Below are 19,815 nucleotides of genomic sequence, written 5' to 3' on the forward strand. Positions count from 1 at the left end.
AGTTATGGTTTTTCGGCCGATTGCTAGCCTTACAAACATTGCGCCACCCGACACCCGTTCAAGAGCCGCGGGTGTGGTCAACCCGGTGCCGCAGAAGGGGGAGGAAATCGGCCCATGTCTTCTTCGTTCACGACCACACTGGCCGGGATGGCCGTCGGCGTGCTGGCCCTCACCGTCGCCGCCACGCCGACGCTGGCGCAGGACAAGCCCACCGTCGGCATCGCGATGCCCACCAAGTCCTCGGCCCGCTGGATCGACGACGGTAACAACATGGTCAAGCAGTTCCAGGCCAAGGGCTACAAGACCGACCTGCAATACGCCGAGGACGACATCCCCAACCAGCTTGCCCAGATCGAGACGATGGTCGCCAAGAACAGCAAGGTTCTGGTGATCGCCGCCATCGACGGCACGACGCTGACCGACGTGCTTCAGCAGGCCAAGGACCGCGGGGTCAAGGTCATCGCCTACGACCGGCTGATCCGCGGGTCGGAGAACGTGGACTATTACGCGACCTTCGACAATTTCCAGGTCGGCGTGCTCCAGGGCAGCTACATCGTCGACGCGCTGGGCCTGAAGGACGGCAAGGGTCCCTTCAACATCGAGCTGTTCGGCGGCTCCCCCGACGACAACAACGCCTACTTCTTCTACAACGGCGCCATGTCGGTGCTGCAGCCCTACATCGACAGCGGCAAGCTGAAGGTGGGCAGCGGCCAGGTGGGCATGGACAAGGTGTCCACCCTGCGCTGGGATGGCGCCACCGCCCAGGCCCGCATGGACAACCTGCTGAGCGCCTTTTACGGCAACCGCCGCGTCGACGCCGTGCTGTCGCCCTACGACGGGATCAGCATCGGGATCATCTCCTCGCTGAAGGGGGTCGGCTACGGCTCGCCGTCGCAGCCGATGCCGGTGGTGACCGGCCAGGACGCCGAGGTGCCCTCGATCAAGTCGATCCTGGCAGGCGAGCAGCGCGCCACCGTCTTCAAGGACACCCGCGAGCTTGCCCGGGTCACGGTCGAGATGGTCGACGCGGTGCTGGGTGGCGGCACGCCGCCGGTCAACGACACTAAGACCTACGACAACGGCAAGAAGGTCGTCCCGGCCTACCTGCTGAAGCCGGTCAGCGTGGACGCGTCGAACTGGAAGAGCACGCTGGTCGGCAGCGGCTACTACACCGAAGCCCAGTTCAAGTGACGAAGCGGCGCGGGGTGGGCGCATTTGGCTTTCATAACCCTCTACCCTCTGGGGAGAGGGTGGCCCGAAGGGCCGGTGAGGGGGATGCGCGTGACGGTGCGTCCGGCAAAAGCGCAACCCCCTCACCCCAACCCTCTCCCCGCTTTCGGCGGACCAAAGGTCCGCCTGCCGCGTCAGCGCAAACTTCGTTTGCGCGTGAGCGGAGGGTAGAGGGGATTGAAAATGCGAGCGACCCGCCACCGGACTGAGGTGCGCTCGGGCGATCGCAGGTTCCTTGGAGGATTCTCATGGACTCCATCCTGGAGCGGTCCAGTCTGGCGATGCCGATCCTGGAGATGAAGGGCATCACCAAGACGTTTCCCGGCGTGAAGGCGCTGGACGACGTCAACCTGTCGGTCCGCGAGGGCGAGATCCACGCGCTGATCGGCGAGAACGGCGCCGGCAAGTCGACGCTGATGAAGGTGCTGAGCGGGGTCTACCCGCAAGGCAGCTTCGACGGCGAGATCCGCTTCCGCGGCCAGCCCCAGGCCTTCCGCGGCATCGCCGACAGCGAGCGGCTGGGCATCATCATCATCCACCAGGAACTGGCGCTGGTTCCCCTGCTGTCGATCACCGAGAACCTGTTCCTCGGCAACGAGCAGGCAAGCCGTGGAGTGATCGACTGGGACGCCGCCACCCTGCGGGCGCGGGAGCTGCTGCGCCTCGTCGGGCTGCACGACCCGCCGGAGACCCTGATCACCGACATCGGCGTCGGCAAGCAGCAGCTCGTGGAGATCGCCAAGGCGCTGTCCAAGGAGGTCAAGCTGCTGATCCTGGACGAGCCGACCGCCAGCCTGAACGAGAGCGACAGCGACGCCCTGCTGGACCTGCTGCTGCAGTTCAAGGCGCGCGGAATCGCCTCCATCCTCATCTCGCACAAGCTGAACGAGATCGCCAAGGTTGCCGACCGGGTGACCATCCTGCGCGACGGCGCGACAGTGGAGACGCTGGATTGCCGCGAGGCCGTGGTCAGCCAGGACCGCATCATCCGCGGCATGGTCGGGCGCGCCCTGTCGGACCGCCATCCCAGGCGGACCACCGTGCCCGGCGAGGTGCTGTTCGAGGTGAAGGGCTGGAGCGCCGACCACCCGGCCCATCCCGGCCGGCGCGTCGTCCGCGACGTGAACCTGACCGTCCGCCGCGGCGAGGTGGTGGGCATCGCCGGGCTGATGGGCGCCGGCCGCACCGAGTTCGCGATGAGCCTGTTCGGCCGCTCCTACGGCCGCAACATCCGCGGTCGGGCCTTCCTCGACGGTCGGGAGATCGACGTCTCCACCATCAGCCGGGCCATGGCGAACGGCCTCGCCTACGCGACGGAGGATCGCAAGCATCTCGGCCTCGTGCTCGACAACGACATCCGCCACAACGTCACTCTGGCGAACCTCAGGGGTGTGGCGAAACGCTGGGTCATCGACCATGAGCGCGAGGTCCAGGTGGCCGAGGAGTTCCGGCGCCGGCTGCGCATCCGCTGTGCCGACGTGTTCCAGGAGACGGTGAACCTGTCGGGCGGCAACCAGCAGAAGGTCGTGCTCAGCAAGTGGCTGTTCGCCGGCCCGCAGGTGCTGATCCTCGACGAGCCGACCCGCGGCATCGACGTCGGCGCCAAGTACGAGATCTACACCATCATCAACCAGCTGGTCGCCGAGGGCCGGGGCGTCGTCCTGATCTCCTCGGAGATGCCGGAGCTGCTGGGCGTCGCCGACCGCATATACGTGATGAACGCCGGCGAAATGGTCGCCGAGATGCCGGCGGCCGAGGCCAGCCAGGAGAAAATCATGGGAGCGATCATGCGCTCCGGCGAGACGCTGATGTCCGGGGAGGCTCTGCCATGAGTGCCGAACTCAACCTGCCGGCGCGCGGCCCGCGGGTGTCCATGGGACGGTTCGTGAAGGCGCACATGCGCGAGTACGGCATGCTGCTGTCGCTGGTCGCCATCGTCCTGTTCTTCCAGTACATGACCGACGGCACGCTGCTGCAGCCGCTGAACCTGACCAACCTCGTGCTGCAGAACAGCTACATCGTCATCATGGCGCTGGGCATGCTGCTGGTGATCGTCGCCGGGCACATCGATCTGTCGGTGGGCTCCGTCGTCGCCCTCATCGGGGCGCTGGCGGCGACGCTGATGGTGCGGCTCCACCTGGACTTCGTCACCACGACGCTGCTGTGCCTGCTGGCCGGGGCGGCGATCGGGGCGGTGCAGGGCTTCTGGGTCGCCTATCTGCGCATCCCCTCCTTCATCGTGACGCTGGCCGGCATGCTGGTCTTCCGCGGCCTGTGCCTGATCCTGCTGGCCGGCCAGTCGGTCGGTCCCTTCCCGGTGGAGTTCCAGCGCCTCAGCTCCGGCTTCATCCCGGACTTCCTGGCGCTGGACGCCCTCAACCTGGGCAAGTTCCACCTGACCAGCCTGCTGCTCTGCGCGGCCGTGGCCGCCGCGATGGTGGCGATGAACACCAAGGCGCGCCTGCGCCGGCAGAGCGTCGCCATCGAGCAGGAGCCGCTGCCGCTGTTCATTGCGAAGAACGTCGCGCTGGCCGCCGTGCTGATCTATGTCGGGCAGTTGCTGGCCTCCTACCGCGGCCTGCCCAACGTGCTGATCATCATGAGCGTGCTGATCGCGCTCTACAGCTTCGTCACCCGCAACACCACGGTGGGGCGGCGCGTCTACGCGCTGGGCGGCAACGAGAAGGCGGCCAAGCTGTCCGGCATCGACACCCGGCGGCTCAGCTTCTACACCTTTGTCAACATGGGGGTGCTGGCGGCGCTGGCCGGTCTGATCTTCGCGGCAAGGCTGAACACCGCCACGCCGAAGGCCGGCGTCTCGTTCGAGCTGGACGTGATCGCCGCCTGCTTCATCGGCGGCGCCTCGGCGTCTGGCGGCGTGGGCCGGGTGACCGGAGCGGTGATCGGCGCCTTCATCATGGGCGTGATGAACAACGGCATGTCGATCCTGGGGATCGGCATCGACTGGCAGCAGGTCATCAAGGGCATGGTGCTGCTCGCCGCCGTCACCATCGACGTCTACAACAAGAACAAGGCGTGAGAGCCGTCATGACACGTTCCATCACCCTCGGCATCGTCGGCCTCGGCAAGATCGCCCTCGACCAGCATGTCCCGGCCATCGCCGCCACCGGCCTGTTCCGCCTCGCTGCGGTGGTCAGCCCGCACGGCGCCACCCCGGAGGAAACCGGCCTCGGCGACGTGCCGGTCTTCCGCAGCCAGGGGGAGATGCTGGCCGCCCTGCCCGGCCTCGACGCCGTGGCGATCTCCACGCCGCCCGCCGTCCGCCACGCCCTGACGGTGGAAGCGCTGCGCGCCGGCAAGCATGTCCTGATCGAGAAGCCGCCGGCCGCCACCCTGACGGAGCTGCGCCTGCTGCTCGACGCGGCGGAGGGCGCCAAGCGCACGCTGTTCGCCGCCTGGCACTCCCGCTTCAACGCGGCGGTGGACGACACGCGGCGGCGGCTGGCCGGCGCCACCGTCCGCCACGTTGCCATCACCTGGAAGGAGGACGTGCGGCGCTGGCATCCCGGCCAGGACTGGATTTTCGCGGCGGGAGGCTTCGGCGTCTTCGATCCGGGCATCAACGCTCTGTCGATCCTGACCGAAATCCTGCCCGGCCCCGTCGTCGTCCGCGACGCCGAACTGCGGGTCCCCGCCAACCGCGACACGCCCATCGCCGCGACGCTGAGGATGGAGGGCGTTGCGGGCTCCGCCGTCGGGACGGTCACGGCCGCCTTCGACTTCCTCCAGGAGGGTGAACAGACCTGGACCATCGCCATTGAAACGAACAGCGGGCGGCTCGACCTGACCCACGGCGGCACACGGCTGAGCGTGGACGGCGTGCCCGTGCTGGCCGAGCCCGACGCCGAGTACCAGGGCATCTACCGCCGCTTCCACCATCTGATCGCGGACGCGGCCGGCGAGGTCGACGCCCGTCCTCTGCAACTGGTCGCCGACGCCTGTCTGGTCGGGCGCTGGCGCACCACCGACGCCTTTCACTGGTAAAGCGCCGGACACACCGCCCGGCCGACTCCCAACGACGCCCGAACGAGGCTCCGAACGACCCCGGCGCCGGCCGCCCCCGGTCCGCGCCCCCAACCCGAATTGGTGCCGACATGTCCGATACGAAACCCTCCTCCCAGCACCCGGAAATCGGCTCCGGCCGGCGGCTGCGGTCGCGCGCGTGGTTCGACAACCCCGACATGACCGCGCTCTATCTGGAGCGCTACCTGAATTTCGGGCTGACGCGGGAGGAGTTGCAATCGGGCGCGCCGATCATCGGCATCGCCCAGACCGGGTCCGACCTCAGCCCCTGCAACCGGCACCATCTGGTCCTGGCCGAACGCCTGCGCGAAGGCATCCGCACCGCCGGCGGCATCGCCATCGAGTTCCCCGTCCACCCGATTCAGGAGACCGGCAAGCGGCCGACCGCCTCGATCGACCGCAACCTCGCCTATCTCGGCCTCGTCGAGGTGCTGCACGGCTACCCGCTCGACGGGGTGGTGCTGACCATCGGCTGCGACAAGACCACCCCCGCCTGCCTGATGGCGGCGGCCACCGTGAACATCCCGGCCATCGCCCTGTCGGTCGGCCCCATGCTGAACGGCTGGTTCCGCGGCGAGCGCACCGGCTCGGGCACCATCGTGTGGAAGGCCCGCCAGATGATGGCGGCCGGCGAGATCGACTATCAGGGCTTCATCGAGCTGGTGGCATCGTCGGCCCCCTCGACCGGCTACTGCAACACGATGGGCACGGCCTCCACGATGAATTCGCTGGCGGAGGTGCTGGGCATGCAGCTCCCCGGCTCCGCCGCCATCCCCGCCCCCTACCGCGAGCGCCAGCAGGCCGCCTACGAGACCGGCAAGCGCATCGTCGGGATGGTCCGCGAGGACCTCAAGCCGTCCGACATCCTGACCCGCGACGCCTTCCTCAACGCCATCGTCGTCAACTCCGCCATCGGCGGCTCGACCAACGCGCCGATCCACATCAACGCCATCGCCAAGCACATCGGCGTGCCGCTGACGGTCGAGGACTGGCAGACCCACGGGCACGACGTGCCGCTGCTGGTCAACCTCCAGCCGGCCGGCGAGTATCTGGGCGAGGACTTCCACCGCGCCGGCGGGGTACCCGCGGTCGTCGCCCAGCTGATGGGCAAGGGGCTGATCCACGAGGGGGCGCCGACCGTCAACGGCCGGACCATCGGCGAGAACTGCCGCCAGCAGCCGATCCTCGACACGCGGGTGATCCACCCCATCGACGAGCCGCTGATGCCCAACGCCGGCTTCGTGGTGCTGCGCGGCAACCTGTTCGGCGCCGCCATCATGAAGACGAGCGTCATCTCCGACGAGTTCCGCGAACGCTACCTGTCCAACCCGCAGGACCCGGAGGCGTTCGAGGGCAAGGTCGTCGTCTTCGACGGGCCGGAGGACTACCATCACCGCATCGACGACCCCGGCCTGGGCATCGACGCCTACACCATCCTGGTCATCCGCGGCACCGGCCCCATCGGCTATCCGGGGGCGGCGGAGGTGGTCAACATGCGGCCCCCCGCCACGCTGATCAAACAGGGCGTCCATTCCCTTCCCTGCATCGGCGACGGCCGCCAGTCCGGCACCTCGGGCTCGCCCTCCATCCTCAACGCGTCCCCGGAGGCGGCGGCGGGCGGCGGGCTGGCCCTGCTGCGCAGCGGCGACCGGGTGCGCATCGACCTGCGCCGCGGCAGCGCCGACATCCTGATCCCAGAGGGCGAACTGGCCGACCGCCGCGCCGCTCTGGAGGCCGCGGGCGGCTACCCGATCCCGCCGTCGCAGACCCCCTGGCAGGAGATCCAGCGCGGCATCGTCGACCAGCTCGACGAGGGCATGGTGCTGAAGCCCGCCGTCAAGTACCAGCGCGTCGCCCAGACCATGGGCATCCCGCGCGACAATCACTGACCCAGGAGGCGGGGGCGTCAGCCCCCAACCTTGAACCGGTCATCCAGCCAATCGAGGACGCGGAGGTTCAGGAGAGAGCGGTTACCCATCTCGCAATGCCCGTCAGCGCCCTCGGCGGCGGTGAAGCGCATCAGCGTCTTCGGTCCGACGAGCGCGTCGAAGAAGGCGCCCGCGCCGGCCGACAGGGCGTCACCCTCCGCCTGGGTGATCAGGGTCGGGCAGGCGATGAGCTGCGCCCGCCCCCGCATGGTGAACCGCTCCGCGGAGGCGAGGTAGGAGCGCAGGTCGGCGACGCCATGCACCCAAAAACCGCGCTGCACGACCTTCCAGTTCAGTTGGCGGTGGCTGCGGATGAAGGCGTTCATGCGGTCGATCACGCCTTGGTCCAGGGCGCCGAGATCGGCCGCCGCCTCCGGCGCGACGCCGAGCTTGTGCACCACCACATCGCGGAAGCCGTCGGCGATGCTCCAGGTGCCGGGATCGGCGATCAGCGCCGCGATGCGCGGCTCGCCCGACGCGGCGCGCGGGGCGAGATGCCCGCCCAGGCTCCAGCCACTGAGCGCGATGCGCTCCGCATCGACGAGCGGCAGGGTTTCGGAGAAATCGACCACCGCCGCGATCACCGTTTCCCAGTCCGGCCGCAGCGGGACGCCGTGCTCGTAGAGCATCGCCCCCTGGCCGGGGCCGTCGAACAGCAGGCTGTGATAGCCGCGCCGCGAGGCCGCCACCGCCGACGCGAAATACATGTCGGTGATGGTGCCGTCGTAGCCGTTGGTGAAGACGATCAGCGGGCGGACCCGGGTCTCGAAGCCCTCCGCCAGGATGAAGCGGCCGGGCATCGCCATCCCGCCGAAGGGAATGGCCAGCGGGATGGCCGGGCGCGGTCCGAGCGAGAGTCCCTTGTCGAGCGCCGCCGTCCCCTTGCGGAAGGCGGCGATCAGGCGCGGATCGACGGGCGCGCCGTAGAGCGGGTGGAAGGAGGCGTTGTGGAAGGCGCTCGCCCGCAGATAGAGGGCACGGGCGGTCGCCTTGTGGCCCTTGGACAAAGCGATATCGGCCTCGTGCGCCAGCCGGTCGCCCGCCGCGGTCCAGGCGTCGTAATAGGCGCCGTCGTCACCATCGCCGATGGCCTCGGCGACCGCCTTGATCTCGCCGAACTCCGCCCCGCCATAGGAGATGTAAGCGATGGGCCAGGTGCCGAAATCCTCGTGCAGAGCGTCGTGAAAGAGGGTGGTCACGGCTGTCCTCCCCAGTCCCGCCGGCGGTTCGCGGCGCCCCGGCAACCCTCGAGTGTCGCGTCGCCGTCATCATCACACCACCACGCAGAAGGTGAGACGCCCGAACGGACGTGACGTTGCTCCACCGACCTTCTCCATCTTGTTGTGTGCGGCAAAAGCGCCCACTCCGGCGTCGGGCGCCTTTCTCCTTTCGCCCCAATAACTGATATATTAATATATCCAATATCCTTCCGGCATCCTCCGGTCCAAGGGGCACCCACGCCATGACGCCTTATGCCGACCTCCGGCGCGAGGACTTCCGCGCCACCATCGACGGCACGCCGACCGACCTGTTCACCCTGCGCAACCGCCGGGGCATGGCCGTCCGCATCACCAATTACGGCTGCAAGATCGTCCAGATCCTGGCGCCCGACCGCGACGGCGCCCTCGGCGACGTGGTGCAGGGCTACGAGACGCTGGAGCAAACGATGGCCGGGCAGCCCTCCATGGGCTCCTTCATCGGACGCTATTGCGGGCGCATCGGCGGTGGACGCTTCACGCTGGACGGGGTGGAGCACCGCACCGCCGTCAACGCTCCGCCCAACACGCTGCACGGCGGCCAGCGCGGTTCGCGCTTCCGCACCTTCGCCGCGCGGCAACTGGACGAGGCGAGCCTGGAGCTGACCTACGTCTTCCAGGACGGGGAGGAAGGCTTCCCCGGCACCCTGCCCGTCCGGCTGGTCTATACGCTGGACGAGGACAACGCCCTGACCATCGCCTGGACCGCCGTGGCGGCGGACAAGGCGACCGTGGCGAACTTCACCGACCACACCTTCTTCAACCTGTCAGGCGACGCCGGGTCCTCCATCCTCGACCATGTGGCGACGGTCAACGGCAGCCGCTATCTGGCGCTCGACGCCACTGCCGTCCCCACCGGGGAGCTGGTGGACGTGACCGGCACCCCCCTCGACTTCCGCAGCCCCGCCGCCTTTGGCGCGCGGATCGCTGCCGACCACCCAATGCTGGCGCTCGGCAAGGGTTACGACCTGCATTACGCGGTGGACAAGCCGGCGGGCGCGCTCGGGCTGCACGCCCGCGTCGTCCATCCCGGCAGCGGACGGGTGCTGGAGGTCCTCTCCACCGAACCCGGCGTGCAGGTCTACACCGGCAATTTCCTCGACGGCCAGACGCCGCGCGACCTGGGCAAGGGCGGCACGCTCTACACCCGGCACAGCGCCTTCTGCCTGGAGCCGTCGCACTTCCCCAACGCCGTCAACATTCCGTCCTTCCCCTCCACCGCGCTGGCCCCCGGCCAGTGGTATGCGGGCCGCATCGTCTACCGCTTCGGCGTCGCCTGAACTCCGATCCCCAAAGGACCCTCCGTCATGCCTCTTCTTTCCCGTGAATCGCTCGCCGCCGACGCCTTCAATGTGACGCACACGGCGGGCGCCCCGCGGCTGCCCGTCACCGTCCTTCAGATCGGCGACGGCAACTTCCTGCGCGGCTTCGTCGATTGGATGGTGGACGTCGCCAACGGTGCCGGGCTGATGAGCGCCGGGGTCGCCGTCGCCCAGCCGCTGGACCAGGGCGTCGCCAGCCTGCTGAACGCGCAGGATGGGCTCTACACCGTCCTGCTGCGCGGCATCGAGCAGGGCAAGGAGGTCGAATCCCGCCGGGTGGTGAGCTGCGTGTCCGACGCGCTGAACCCTTACGCGGAGTGGGACCGCATGCTGGCCCTCGCCACGTCCCCGGCGCTGCGCTTCCTGGTGTCCAACACGACGGAGGCCGGCATCGCCGACGTGGCGGAGCCCTACACCCCCGGTGCCTGCCAACAGAGCTTCCCGGCCAAGGTCGCGGCGCTGCTGCACGCCCGCTTCACCGCACTGGGCGGCACGCCGGAGAGCGGCCTCGTCCTGCTGCCCTGCGAACTGATCGAGGCCAACGGCGCCAAGCTGAAGCGGATCGTCCTCGCCCACGCCAAGCGCTGGGGCCTGGAGTCCGGCTTCGCCGCCTGGGTCGAGACGCACAACCACTTCCTGAACACGCTGGTCGACCGCATCGTCCCCGGCTACCCGCGCGACGAGGCCGCGACGCTCGCCGCCAAGTGGGGTTATGAGGACCCGCTGGCCGTGGCCGGCGAGCCCTTCCACGTCTGGGTCATCGAAGGCCCGGCAGCCCTGGCCGAGGAGTTCCCGCTGCACAAGGCCGGGCTGAACGTGGTCTGGACCGACGACCTGCAGCCCTACCGCACGCGCAAGGTGCGCATCCTGAACGGCGCCCACACGGCCAGCGCGCTCGCCGCCTTCGTGGCGGGGGTGGACACCGTGAAGGGCATGATGGACGACGCCACCCTGTCCGCCTACCTGAACACGGTGATGTTCGGGGAGATCGTCCCCTTCGTCCCCCTGCCGGACGCCGAGCGCCAGGACTACGCCCGCACCATCATGGAGCGTTTCGGCAACCCCCACATCCGGCACGAGCTGATCGCGATTTCGCTGAACTCGGTGTCGAAGTGGCAGGTGCGCGTGTTGCCCAGCCTGAAGGATTACGCGGCCGCCCATGGCGAGGCGCCGGACGGCCTGTCCTTCTCGCTGGCCGCCCTGCTGCGCTTCTACAAGGTAACGCCGGCGGCGGACGGCGCCTGCACCGGCACCCGCGACGCCGGCCCTTATCCCATCCGCGACGACGCGGCGGTCCTGGCGGCGCTGTCCGACGCCTGGGCCGCGCATGGCGGCGAGCCGGCGGCGCTGGTGAAGGCCGTGCTGTCCAACGCCGCGCTGTGGGGCGAGGACCTGACCCGCATCCCCGGTCTGGCCCACCGCACCGCCACCCATCTGGCAGTGATCGAGGAACGCGGCATGCGCGGCGCTTTGGAAGCGCTGGTGAGCTGAGTCCCTTAAGCCACACGGCTCTTCATAACCCTCTCCCCTCTGGGGAGAGGGTGGCCCGCAGGGCCGGTGAGGGGGATGCGCATGGCACTAACGTCCGGCACAAGCGCACCCCCCTCACCCTAACCCTCTCCCCGGAGGGGAGAGAGGAGCACCCCCCACCCGCAACCGCTATATACCTTCGCGTACAACGGCCTGTTGACAGCGTCCATCCAGCGCAGTATCCGAATCGATACAGCGTCGGGCGAGTCACCATTCCGCAACGAGCCGAAGGAACCGTGTCCATGCGTTTGAAAGCTCTCGCCCTCGCCTTCGGGCTGCTGGCCCTCCAGACCGCCGCCCAGACTGCCACGGCCGCGGCCCAGGACCTCCACGCCTATGTGGGCGCCGGCCTCCGCCCGCCGGTGGACGCGCTGATCGAGGCGTTCCGCAAGGAAACCGGGATTGCCGTGACGGCCGAGTATGGCGGGTCGGGCCAGCTTCTTGCCCGCTTCGCCGAGACGAGAACCGGCGACCTGTTCATCCCCGGCACGACCTTCTACACCGACAAGCTGAAGGAACTGGACGCCGTCGCCGACCTCAAGGTGCTGGTGGTGCACGGCCCGGTGCTGGCCGTGGCGCCAGGCAAAGCCGAGGTGATCCGCGGTTTCGCCGACCTCGCCAAGCCGGGCGTCCGCGTCGGGCTGGGCGACCCGCAGGCCATGGCGCTGGGCCGCACGGCGGAGGACATCCTGGACAAGTCCGGCCAGGGCGAGGCGATCCGCCGCAACGTCACCGTCCGCGCCGCGACCGTGAAGCAGCTCGCCCTCTATGTGCTGGACGGCAACGTGGACGCCGCCATCATCGGCGCGTCGGAGGCCGCGCAGAATCCCGGCAAGCTGTCGGTCCTCGCCATCCCGCCGGACTGGTACGAGGCCGAATACGCCCCCGTCGCCGTGCTGAAGACCAGCGCCGCGCCGGACGCAGCCAAGCGCTTCGCCGACTTCCTGGCCTCGGACGCCAGCCTTGCCACCTTCCAGCGCTTCGGCTTCCCACCCGCCCCGAAGATGTGACGGATGGGCTTCGCCGCCCTGCTGGCCCTGCCGCTCGCCATTGTCGCGCTGACGATCGCGGGCGTGCTGGGCGCCCTTCTGGCCCGCCTGCCCCCGGACGATCTCTGGGCCGCCCTGAGCGCGGCGGAAACGCTGTTCGCGCTGCGGCTGTCGGCGCTGACCTCCGTCGCGGCGCTGGGGATCTCGCTGGCCCTCGGCCTGCCGGCGGCTTACCTGATGGCGCGGCGGCGCTTTCCGGGGAAGGTCCTGCTCGACACGCTGCTCGACGTGCCGCTGGTCATGCCGCCGCTGGTCGCCGGGCTGGGGCTGCTGTTCCTGCTCGGGCGCAACGGGCCGGTCCCCGCGCTGGGGATGGAGCTGCTGTTCTCCCCCGCGGGCGTGGTGGTGGCGTTGGCCTTCGTGTCCACCGCGGTGGTGGTGCGCACCGCCACGGCCGCCTTCCGATCCGTCGACCGTGGCTACGCCGTCGCGGCGCAGTCGCTGGGCGCCGCCCCCTGGGCGGTGTTCTGGCGGGTGGAGCTGCCGCTGGCCGCCAGGGGCATCGCGGCGGGCGCCGTTCTGGCCTGGGCGCGGGCGCTGGGCGAGTTCGGCGCCACGCTGATGGTCGCCGGGGCCACCCGCCTGAAGACCGAGACGCTGCCCATGGCCGTCTTCCTCAACATCGCCACCGGGGAAACCGGCATCGCCGTGGCTTGCGCCATCCTGCTTCTGGCGGCGGCTCTGCTGATGCTGGTGGCGATGCGGCTGCTCGGCGCGCGACGGGACGACCGAGTGCGAAAGGGCCGGATCAACCGCGGGTCCGCAGCCGGTTGCGGACCCGCTTGAGCGGCTGCTTCAGCTCCATGGCGTCGAGCAACCCCACCGCCGCCTGCCGCAGCGACGCGGCGGCGCCCTTCATCGCCCGGACAGGACGGGGTTCGGGACGATCAATATCCGGCTGGATGGCGTGCACCCGCTCCTTCAGCCGCTCCAGCCATTCCCCCTCGACCGCGTGCTGGCGGGCGTAGTCGAGGATGGAGCGGAGTTCCGCCGCCTGCGGCTCGTTGCGCACGGGGATGCCGGCGATGCGCGCGGGGTCGAGCGGCCCGTCGAAGCAGTCCGGGGCAAGCACCCCAGCGGCGGCGAAGTTCATCCGGGTGCGCACGCATTTCTCGCAGACGCCGCAGTTCCGGAACTGCTCCGCCCCCTCCCAGCAGACGCGCAGAGAGCGCACCGCCTCCGGATAGGCGGCGACCGCCGCGGCCTTCTCGGTGCGGGAATAGGCAGCCCCGTCATGGACGATCGAAAAGCCGTCGCCGGACAGCAGATGGTCGGCGATCGGCGTGGTGCCGTAGGGGATGACCAGCGCGTCGTAGGGCTTGGTGCTGCCGATCAGCCCGAACTCGAACTCCGCCTCGTAGAGGTGCAGGCAGGCCGCAAGCTCCGCCGCGTGGGAATCCTGCCAGTTCTGGAGATGCAGCTCCTTGCTGTTAGTGCGCACCACCCGCAGGTCCAGCCCGACCAGATCGCGGAAGGGCCGGGTGCGCTCGACCAGCCGCTCGAAATCCTCGGCCCGGTCCAGCTCCACGTCGAAGCCGTGCACCATCAGCAGCGCGCCGACGGTGTGGCGCCGCTCCGGCGGCAGGAGAAGCCGGTGGCGCAGGATGGTGAAGGTGCTGTCCAGCCCGCTGGAATAGGCGGCGATGGCCCGCCGCCCCGGCTTGGGCGCGTTGCGGTCGACCACCGTCTCCGGGATGATCTCCACTGTCCGGTAGCGGTCGGGACGCCAGCGCCGCCACACCCCTTGGAGCGCGTCGATGTTGTGCAGCGCCGTGCGGGTCAGCGGCCCGTGGACATGGACGGGAAGGCCCCGCTCCATGGCGTGGAACAGGACGGCCATGACCGACCCGTCCATCGGCCGGTCCGCCGCGGTCCCGGCCGGGTCCTCGAACTCGTAAACGACGCGGTGCCGGCGGCGGGTGCCGTCCTCGGACAGCAGGACGGTGCGGCGGACCAGACCGCCGCTCGCCGTCTCCTCGAATCCGATGTGCAGCCCCTTGCCCGCCATACCCGCCGACACCCTCTTCAGCCCATGTTCCGGGATGACAGACGGATGCGGGGCGCAAACGTTCCCGGAGCCCTCAGCGTTTCCAATCGGCGAGCCAGCTGTCGATGTAGTTGGTCAGCTTGCCGTAGGAGTTGTCGCGCACCTGCACCGGCAACCCCATCATCAGGGCCAGCAGCATCCCGTGCAGGCGGTTGGTGACCACGGCGTTGGCCGCGCCGAAATGGGCGACGGCCTTGCGGACCAGCCGGTCGCGGATGGGATACCAGCCGCGCAGCGGATCGGCGGGCAGCGGCACCGCGTCGTCCAGCCGGATCAGCCGGGCGGCCAGCGCGAAGCCAGCGAAATCCTCCGGCCCGCACAGGTCCTCCCAGTCGAAGACCGGCGAGTCCTGGCGCAGCCAATGGCGCCCCGCGCATTCCTGGTCGCGCCGGGCCATGACGAGCAACGTCGTGTCATGGGCCGAACGCACCGGCGTCAGCCGCGTCGGATAGCGCGTCAGGTAATGGGCGAGGTCCGGCACCTGGATCGCCCGCTCCCCCAGAAAGGGCCGCACCAGATCGAGCGACGGCGCGTCGCGCGCCATGAAGACCAGGTTGCGGTGGGCCGCCCAGCGCTTCATGTCATGGCGCAGCCGGTCGCGGTCGCGGTAGTAGACGGTCTGCGGCAGCAGCACGATGCGGCTGGACGGAAAACTCTCCAGCACCTTCTGCCGGAACGTCTCGTGATGGGGGTAGAGGTCGCCGAAATTGCCGCCGCCGTGCAGCAGGATCGCCGCCTGCCCGTCGCGCTGGCGGCGCAGCAGGCGCCGGGCGTTGCCCAGCGTCACCCGCTCCCGAATGTCCACACCGCCATCGGTGAACAGGGTTTCCGCCGCTTGGTTGATCAGCAGGTCCCCGACGTTCAGATGGACCGGGATGTCCGCATAGACGGCCGGTCCGCTGCCCAGATGCGGCAGAACCAAGTCCCGCACCCGCAGCGACAGCGCCTCCAGGGCCGCAAGATCCGGGTCCAGCCACAGGTCCGCCGCACCGGCGGCACCGCCGGCAGACCCGTCACCAGACCCTGCGGCTGAGCGCCCCCCGGCACCGCCGTCATAACACCACGTATCCATGGCCAATGGCCGCCCCCGCAGAAGATTGGTCCCGGAACATTGGTTGCCGCCCCCGGAGATGGAAGAGAAGTGACACGTCCCGGTCCAATGTGAATGGGAGTGATGCGTGAAAGTTCGCTCCCAAAGGAATGCGTCTGGATTTGCCGGTTTCATCCGTCCGAACCGGCGCGGGGCTTTTGCGGTACCCGTTCCGGCGCGGTCGGTCCGCGCTGGAATCTTCGTGTTCATATGGTTTGTTCACACACCAATTCGGTCATCATCCCCGTCGCCATGTGCAAAAGATTGTGACAGTGCAACGGCCAGCGCCCGGGATTGTCGGCGTCGAAGGCAATGGTGGCGGAACCGTTCATCGGCACCAGCACCGTGTCGCGCACCGCCCCGGCCAGCGCCGTCCCGTTGAGCGCCGCCACCTGGAAATGCTGGCCGTGCAGATGCATCGGGTGGGCCATCGGGCTTTCGTTGACCATGGTGACGGTCACCCGCTGCCCCTTGAGGACGGTCAGCGGCCGATGCTCGCCGAAGGGACGGTCGTCGATGGTCCAGACATAGGGAGCCATGCCACCGGTCAGCCGGATGGTGAAGGCCGCATCCGTGGGGCGCAGCGCCAGAGGGGCGAGCGCCGTCAGCCGCCGCTCCAGCGACAGGTCCACCGGACCGGCGGCGCCGTCCGCGAGGCCGGCGACCTTGTTCACCGTGGCGCCAGGGGTGGCGAGGATGATGCCGGTGCGCTGACGCTCCCCCTCCCGCTGCGCCAGGACGGGGAAGGCGCCGCCTTCGTCGGGAAGCCGGACGAGGATGTCCAGCCGCTGGCCCATGACCATGCCGAAGCGCCGCCCGGTCACCGGCTGCACCGGGTTGCCATCCGCCGCGACCACCGTCCCGTCGAGGGCACCGAGTTCGATGTGGAAGGCCGTCGAGGTCGCCCCGTTGATCAGCCGCAACCGGACCCGTCCGCCGCGCTCCACCCGCACCACCTCCGGGTCGTCGAACGTGCGGTCGTTGGCGAGGTAGGCGTCGTACTCCACGTCGTTCAGGTCCATGGCGGCCATGGTCATGCCGCCCATGCCCTTCATGTCCCCCATCCCCTTCATGTCCATGGAATGGTTCATCATCGGCATGGCCCCACCATGACCGCCGCCATGACCGCCGCCGTGATTCATATCGCCATGATCCATGGTGCCGCCGGTCAGCCCGGCGAGCACCTCGGCAGGGTCCTTGAAGGTGAAATCGTGCAGCAGCACGGTGACCTCCTGCGCGTCCTCGCGCCGGTCTTCGACGGTGCGGACGATCAGGGGGGCCGCCATCAGCCGCTGTTCCTGGAGGCCATGGTGCGAGTGCATCCAGTGCGTGCCGGGCCGCGGCTCGAAATCGTAGCCCTGGCTGGCGCCGTCGCGGATCAGCGGCCGGTTCGCGTCGGCCACGCCGTCCTGGGCGTAGGGCGGGGTCATGCCGTGCCAGTGGATGACGGCGTCCTCCCCGGCCCGGTTCGCCAGATCGACCAGGAAGCGCTGCCCCGGATCGAGGAACAGGCCGGAGGTGCCGTCCGGTTGGCGGATGCCGAAGACGGAGGCGGGTTTGCCCATCACCTCCAGCACGCGCCGCTCGACGGCGAGGCGGAGGGGGGCCGCGGCCCATGCGGGGCGCACGGCCCCAGGAATCAGGGCGGGAAGAAGGGTGGACAGGCCGCCCAGCGCGGCGGCCGAAGCCGCGGACGCCAGGAAACGGCGGCGGGTCTGAAGAATCGTCATGATGCGGTGGTCCGTTTTTGCGAAATGCCGGCCCGGAGCGCGCGGAAAAGGCGCACCTCGGGCATGGAGTCCGGTCAAACGGCCAAGCGCGGTGGCCTGAGGGCCGGCGGCGGGCCGATACCCTCCGGCAACAGGCCGGCGGGCCGGAAGGGCGCGGACGCGCGGAGCGGCGGCGTCGGAAAGGCCGCCGTGGTGGCGATGCCCGACAGCATCATCGGACAGGTGCCGCCGCAGGACAGCCCGTTCCTGCCCGCGCAGGCGTCGTCCGCCGGCGGCGCGTGGTCGGCATCCCCCACCCAGACGCTCCCGGCCGGCGTTGGAGCCGAGGATGCGGCATGGCCTTGAGCATGGGGGCTAGCATGGGGGCCAGCATTGGCGCCGGCATGGACATGCGCCTGCGCGACGGACGGCGCGAACAGCGCCAGCGCGGCCAGCAGCAGCAGCCCCGCCACCAGCCGCCCGATCGGCGGCGTCCCGCCAAGGGGGCATCCACCCCGCGCCATCGCCGTTTCCCGTTCCTGCATCGGCATCACACCGCACAGTCTCCACCTTCCAGCGGCGGGAAGGTCAAGCGCTAATTCGCGCCCCGATCACCACCCTGGACAGCCTGAACGCACCGTGGTATCTCCAGCCCGAACAAGGTGAGTTAGTACTCACTTATGCTATAAGGTTAATCATGGGACGGCTGGACAACTCGGCCCGGCGCGCGGCGATCATCGACGCGGCCCTTCCACTGTTTGCGCGCAAGGGGTTCGCCGCCACCACGACGAAGGAGATCGCGCAGGCTGCCGGCGTGTCGGAGGCCTTGATCTTCAAGCATTTCCCCAGCAAGGCCGCTCTCTACGAGGCGATCTTCCGCTCCTGCGTGGACGGAGACGAGGATCTGGCGAAGCTGCTGGCGATGCCGCCGAGCACGGAGACGCTCGCCGCCTACGTCCAGGCGATGGTGAGCTGCTACGTCAGCGAACTGCCGAGCGACCGCGACACCATGCTCCCCCGCTACCGGCTCTACTTCATGAGCCTGCTGGAGGACGGGGAATTCGCCCATATGGTGCGCCGCTGGATGTCGGAGCACATCGCGCCGCCCTTCGTGGCCTCGCTGCAGGCCGCACGCGACTCAGGCGACCTCATCCCCTCGGCCCCGGTGACGGAAAACGCCTTCTGGCTGGCCGAGATGCTGGGCTCGACCCTGGCGACCATTCACCTGCCGCCGACACCGCTCGTCCCGTCCCTGGCCGAGCCGCGGCGCACCATCCGCGACGCGGTCGCCTTCATCCTGCGCGGCCTCGGCCTGCGGGAGGAGGCGGTCGCCCTTTACACGCCTTTATTGCATTGCACCCAATCAACAGAACCAGAACAGACCTGTTCGAGAGAGGCTGATCGTGACGAGTGACATCCACCATTCCGCTCACGCGCCAGAGCGGACCACCGCACGCCGTCCGGTCACCCGCGGGCGGCTGGCGTTCCGCATCATCATCATGGCCGTCATACTGGGCGTGCTGTTCGGCGGCCTGTACGCCTTCAACAATTTCCGGAACAAGGCCATTGCCGACTTCTTCGCCGGCAACAAGCCGCCGCCGACCCCCGTCTCGGTCGCCGAGGCGACGGCGCAGTCCGTTCCCAAATACACCACCGCCATCGGCACCCTGACCGCCAGCCGGCAGGTCACCGTGGCGCCGGAGGTGGTCGGGCGCGTGACCCAGATCTTCTTCGAATCGGGCGCCCGCGTGAAGGCCGGCGAGCCGCTGGTGCAGCTCAACGACGCCACCGAGCAGGCCGACCTGCTGGCCTTCCGCGCCCAGGCGAAGCTGGCTGAGAACAACCTGCAGCGCGCCCGCAACCTGCTGCGCAACCAGGCCGGCCCGCAGGTCACCGTGGACCAGAACCAGGCCCAGCTCGACGAGGCCAACGCCAACATCAAGAAGACCGAGGCACTGATCGCCCAGAAGCTGATCCGCGCGCCCTTCGACGGCGAGCTGGGCATCCGGCAGGTGAATGTCGGCGAGTATGTCAGCGCCGGCGGCCCCGTCGTCACGCTGACCGACCTGTCCAACCTGTTCGTCGACTTCACCCTGCCCGAGCAGGCGCTGAGCCAGATCCGCATCCGCCAGCCGGTGCTGATCTCCGCCGACGCCGCCCCCGGCGCCACCTTCGACGCGGTGATCTCGACCATCGAGCCGCAGGTCAGCCCGGACACCCGCGCCATCAAGGTGCGCGCGACGCTGCAGAATCCGGAGCGCAAGCTGCTGCCCGGCATGTTCGCCAACATCCGCGTCGTCCAGCCGCCGGCCGCGAACCGCATCGTCATTCCGGAAACCGCGGTGGACTACACGGTCTACGGCGACAGCGTCTTCGTCGTCGCGGCCCAGAAGGACGGCGAGGGCAAGGACGGCCATGTCGCCAACCGCGTCCCGGTGAAGACCGGCGACCGCTTCGACGGCAAGGTGGAAATCCTCGACGGGGTGAAGCCCGGCGACCGGGTGGTGTCCTCCGGCCAGCTCAAGCTGAACAACGGCGCCGCCGTGGTGCCGACGGAAGCGAGCGCGCTGGTGCCGCCGCAGACCGTTCCGCGCAACTGAGGACCCGGCC

The 19,815-nt window shown here is 69.2% G+C and carries 16 protein-coding genes; 11 read left to right on the plus strand and 5 right to left on the minus strand.

The window, feature by feature from the left end:
- Positions 1-147 precede the first annotated feature (147 nt).
- The 5 genes from chvE (at position 148) to ABAZ39_RS30975 (ending at position 7,163) form a co-directional block, all read left to right on the plus strand.
- A complete protein-coding gene (gene chvE / locus ABAZ39_RS30955) occupies positions 148-1,191 on the plus strand; it encodes a multiple monosaccharide ABC transporter substrate-binding protein (RefSeq protein WP_247874937.1) in 1,044 nt (347 codons plus the stop codon).
- A gap of 287 nt (positions 1,192-1,478) precedes the next feature.
- Positions 1,479-3,062: a multiple monosaccharide ABC transporter ATP-binding protein gene (gene mmsA, locus ABAZ39_RS30960; protein ID WP_144243675.1), complete on the plus strand. Its 1,584-nt coding sequence runs from the start codon at positions 1,479-1,481 to the stop codon at positions 3,060-3,062.
- Positions 3,059-4,270, plus strand: a complete 1,212-nt coding sequence (gene mmsB / locus ABAZ39_RS30965; RefSeq protein ID WP_040138176.1) for a multiple monosaccharide ABC transporter permease — start codon at positions 3,059-3,061, stop codon at positions 4,268-4,270. Before mmsA ends, mmsB begins: the two co-directional genes overlap by 4 nt.
- Positions 4,271-4,278: 8 nt before the next feature.
- The gene (locus ABAZ39_RS30970) at positions 4,279-5,235 is read left to right on the plus strand and encodes a Gfo/Idh/MocA family protein (RefSeq protein ID WP_040138177.1); all 957 of its coding nucleotides are present in this window, start codon (positions 4,279-4,281) and stop codon (positions 5,233-5,235) included.
- A 110-nt stretch (positions 5,236-5,345) separates the two neighbouring features.
- Complete coding sequence (locus ABAZ39_RS30975) at positions 5,346-7,163, plus strand: IlvD/Edd family dehydratase (protein WP_040138178.1); 1,818 nt, start codon at positions 5,346-5,348, stop codon at positions 7,161-7,163.
- A 17-nt stretch (positions 7,164-7,180) separates the two neighbouring features.
- Here the strand turns inward: ABAZ39_RS30975 and ABAZ39_RS30980 are convergent, their stop codons facing one another.
- Positions 7,181-8,401, minus strand: a complete 1,221-nt coding sequence (locus ABAZ39_RS30980; RefSeq protein WP_040138179.1) for an alpha/beta hydrolase family protein — start codon at positions 8,399-8,401, stop codon at positions 7,181-7,183.
- Between the two features lie 263 nt (positions 8,402-8,664).
- Between ABAZ39_RS30980 and ABAZ39_RS30985 the strand changes: the two genes are divergently transcribed.
- From ABAZ39_RS30985 to ABAZ39_RS31000, 4 genes are all read left to right on the plus strand, one after another.
- A complete protein-coding gene (locus tag ABAZ39_RS30985; RefSeq protein WP_040138180.1) occupies positions 8,665-9,738 on the plus strand; it encodes an aldose epimerase family protein in 1,074 nt (357 codons plus the stop codon).
- A gap of 27 nt (positions 9,739-9,765) precedes the next feature.
- The gene (locus tag ABAZ39_RS30990; protein WP_040138181.1) at positions 9,766-11,271 is read left to right on the plus strand and encodes a tagaturonate reductase; all 1,506 of its coding nucleotides are present in this window, start codon (positions 9,766-9,768) and stop codon (positions 11,269-11,271) included.
- Positions 11,272-11,552: 281 nt separating this feature from the next.
- Positions 11,553-12,320, plus strand: a complete 768-nt coding sequence (modA, locus tag ABAZ39_RS30995) for a molybdate ABC transporter substrate-binding protein (protein WP_051658776.1) — start codon at positions 11,553-11,555, stop codon at positions 12,318-12,320.
- A gap of 3 nt (positions 12,321-12,323) precedes the next feature.
- Positions 12,324-13,145, plus strand: a complete 822-nt coding sequence (locus ABAZ39_RS31000; RefSeq protein ID WP_063922763.1) for an ABC transporter permease — start codon at positions 12,324-12,326, stop codon at positions 13,143-13,145.
- Here the strand turns inward: ABAZ39_RS31000 and ABAZ39_RS31005 are convergent.
- The 4 genes from ABAZ39_RS31005 to ABAZ39_RS31020 all read right to left on the minus strand — a co-directional run bounded on the left by ABAZ39_RS31005 (position 13,108) and on the right by ABAZ39_RS31020 (position 17,756).
- Positions 13,108-14,367, minus strand: a complete 1,260-nt coding sequence (locus ABAZ39_RS31005) for a hypothetical protein (protein ID WP_040138182.1) — start codon at positions 14,365-14,367, stop codon at positions 13,108-13,110. The genes ABAZ39_RS31000 and ABAZ39_RS31005 overlap by 38 nt on opposite strands.
- A gap of 73 nt (positions 14,368-14,440) precedes the next feature.
- On the minus strand, positions 14,441-15,478 hold the full coding sequence (locus tag ABAZ39_RS31010; protein WP_081863465.1) for a polysaccharide pyruvyl transferase family protein: 1,038 nt from the start codon (positions 15,476-15,478) through the stop codon (positions 14,441-14,443).
- 224 nt (positions 15,479-15,702) lie between these two features.
- Positions 15,703-17,226 carry a multicopper oxidase family protein gene (locus ABAZ39_RS31015; RefSeq protein ID WP_040138184.1) on the minus strand — a complete coding sequence of 508 codons (1,524 nt, stop codon included), beginning with the start codon at positions 17,224-17,226 and terminating at the stop codon, positions 15,703-15,705.
- A 74-nt stretch (positions 17,227-17,300) separates the two neighbouring features.
- Positions 17,301-17,756 carry a hypothetical protein gene (locus tag ABAZ39_RS31020; RefSeq protein WP_040138185.1) on the minus strand — a complete coding sequence of 152 codons (456 nt, stop codon included), beginning with the start codon at positions 17,754-17,756 and terminating at the stop codon, positions 17,301-17,303.
- Positions 17,757-17,902: 146 nt separating this feature from the next.
- Here ABAZ39_RS31020 and ABAZ39_RS31025 point away from each other — a divergent pair, with 146 nt between their 5' ends.
- Complete coding sequence (locus tag ABAZ39_RS31025; RefSeq protein WP_040138186.1) at positions 17,903-18,619, plus strand: TetR/AcrR family transcriptional regulator; 717 nt, start codon at positions 17,903-17,905, stop codon at positions 18,617-18,619.
- Positions 18,609-19,805: an efflux RND transporter periplasmic adaptor subunit gene (locus tag ABAZ39_RS31030; RefSeq protein ID WP_014199961.1), complete on the plus strand. Its 1,197-nt coding sequence runs from the start codon at positions 18,609-18,611 to the stop codon at positions 19,803-19,805. Before ABAZ39_RS31025 ends, ABAZ39_RS31030 begins: the two co-directional genes overlap by 11 nt.
- Positions 19,806-19,815 lie beyond the last annotated feature (10 nt).

The sequence above is a fragment of the Azospirillum argentinense genome, from assembly GCF_000632475.1.
GTDB classification, from domain to species: Bacteria; Pseudomonadota; Alphaproteobacteria; order Azospirillales; family Azospirillaceae; genus Azospirillum; species Azospirillum baldaniorum.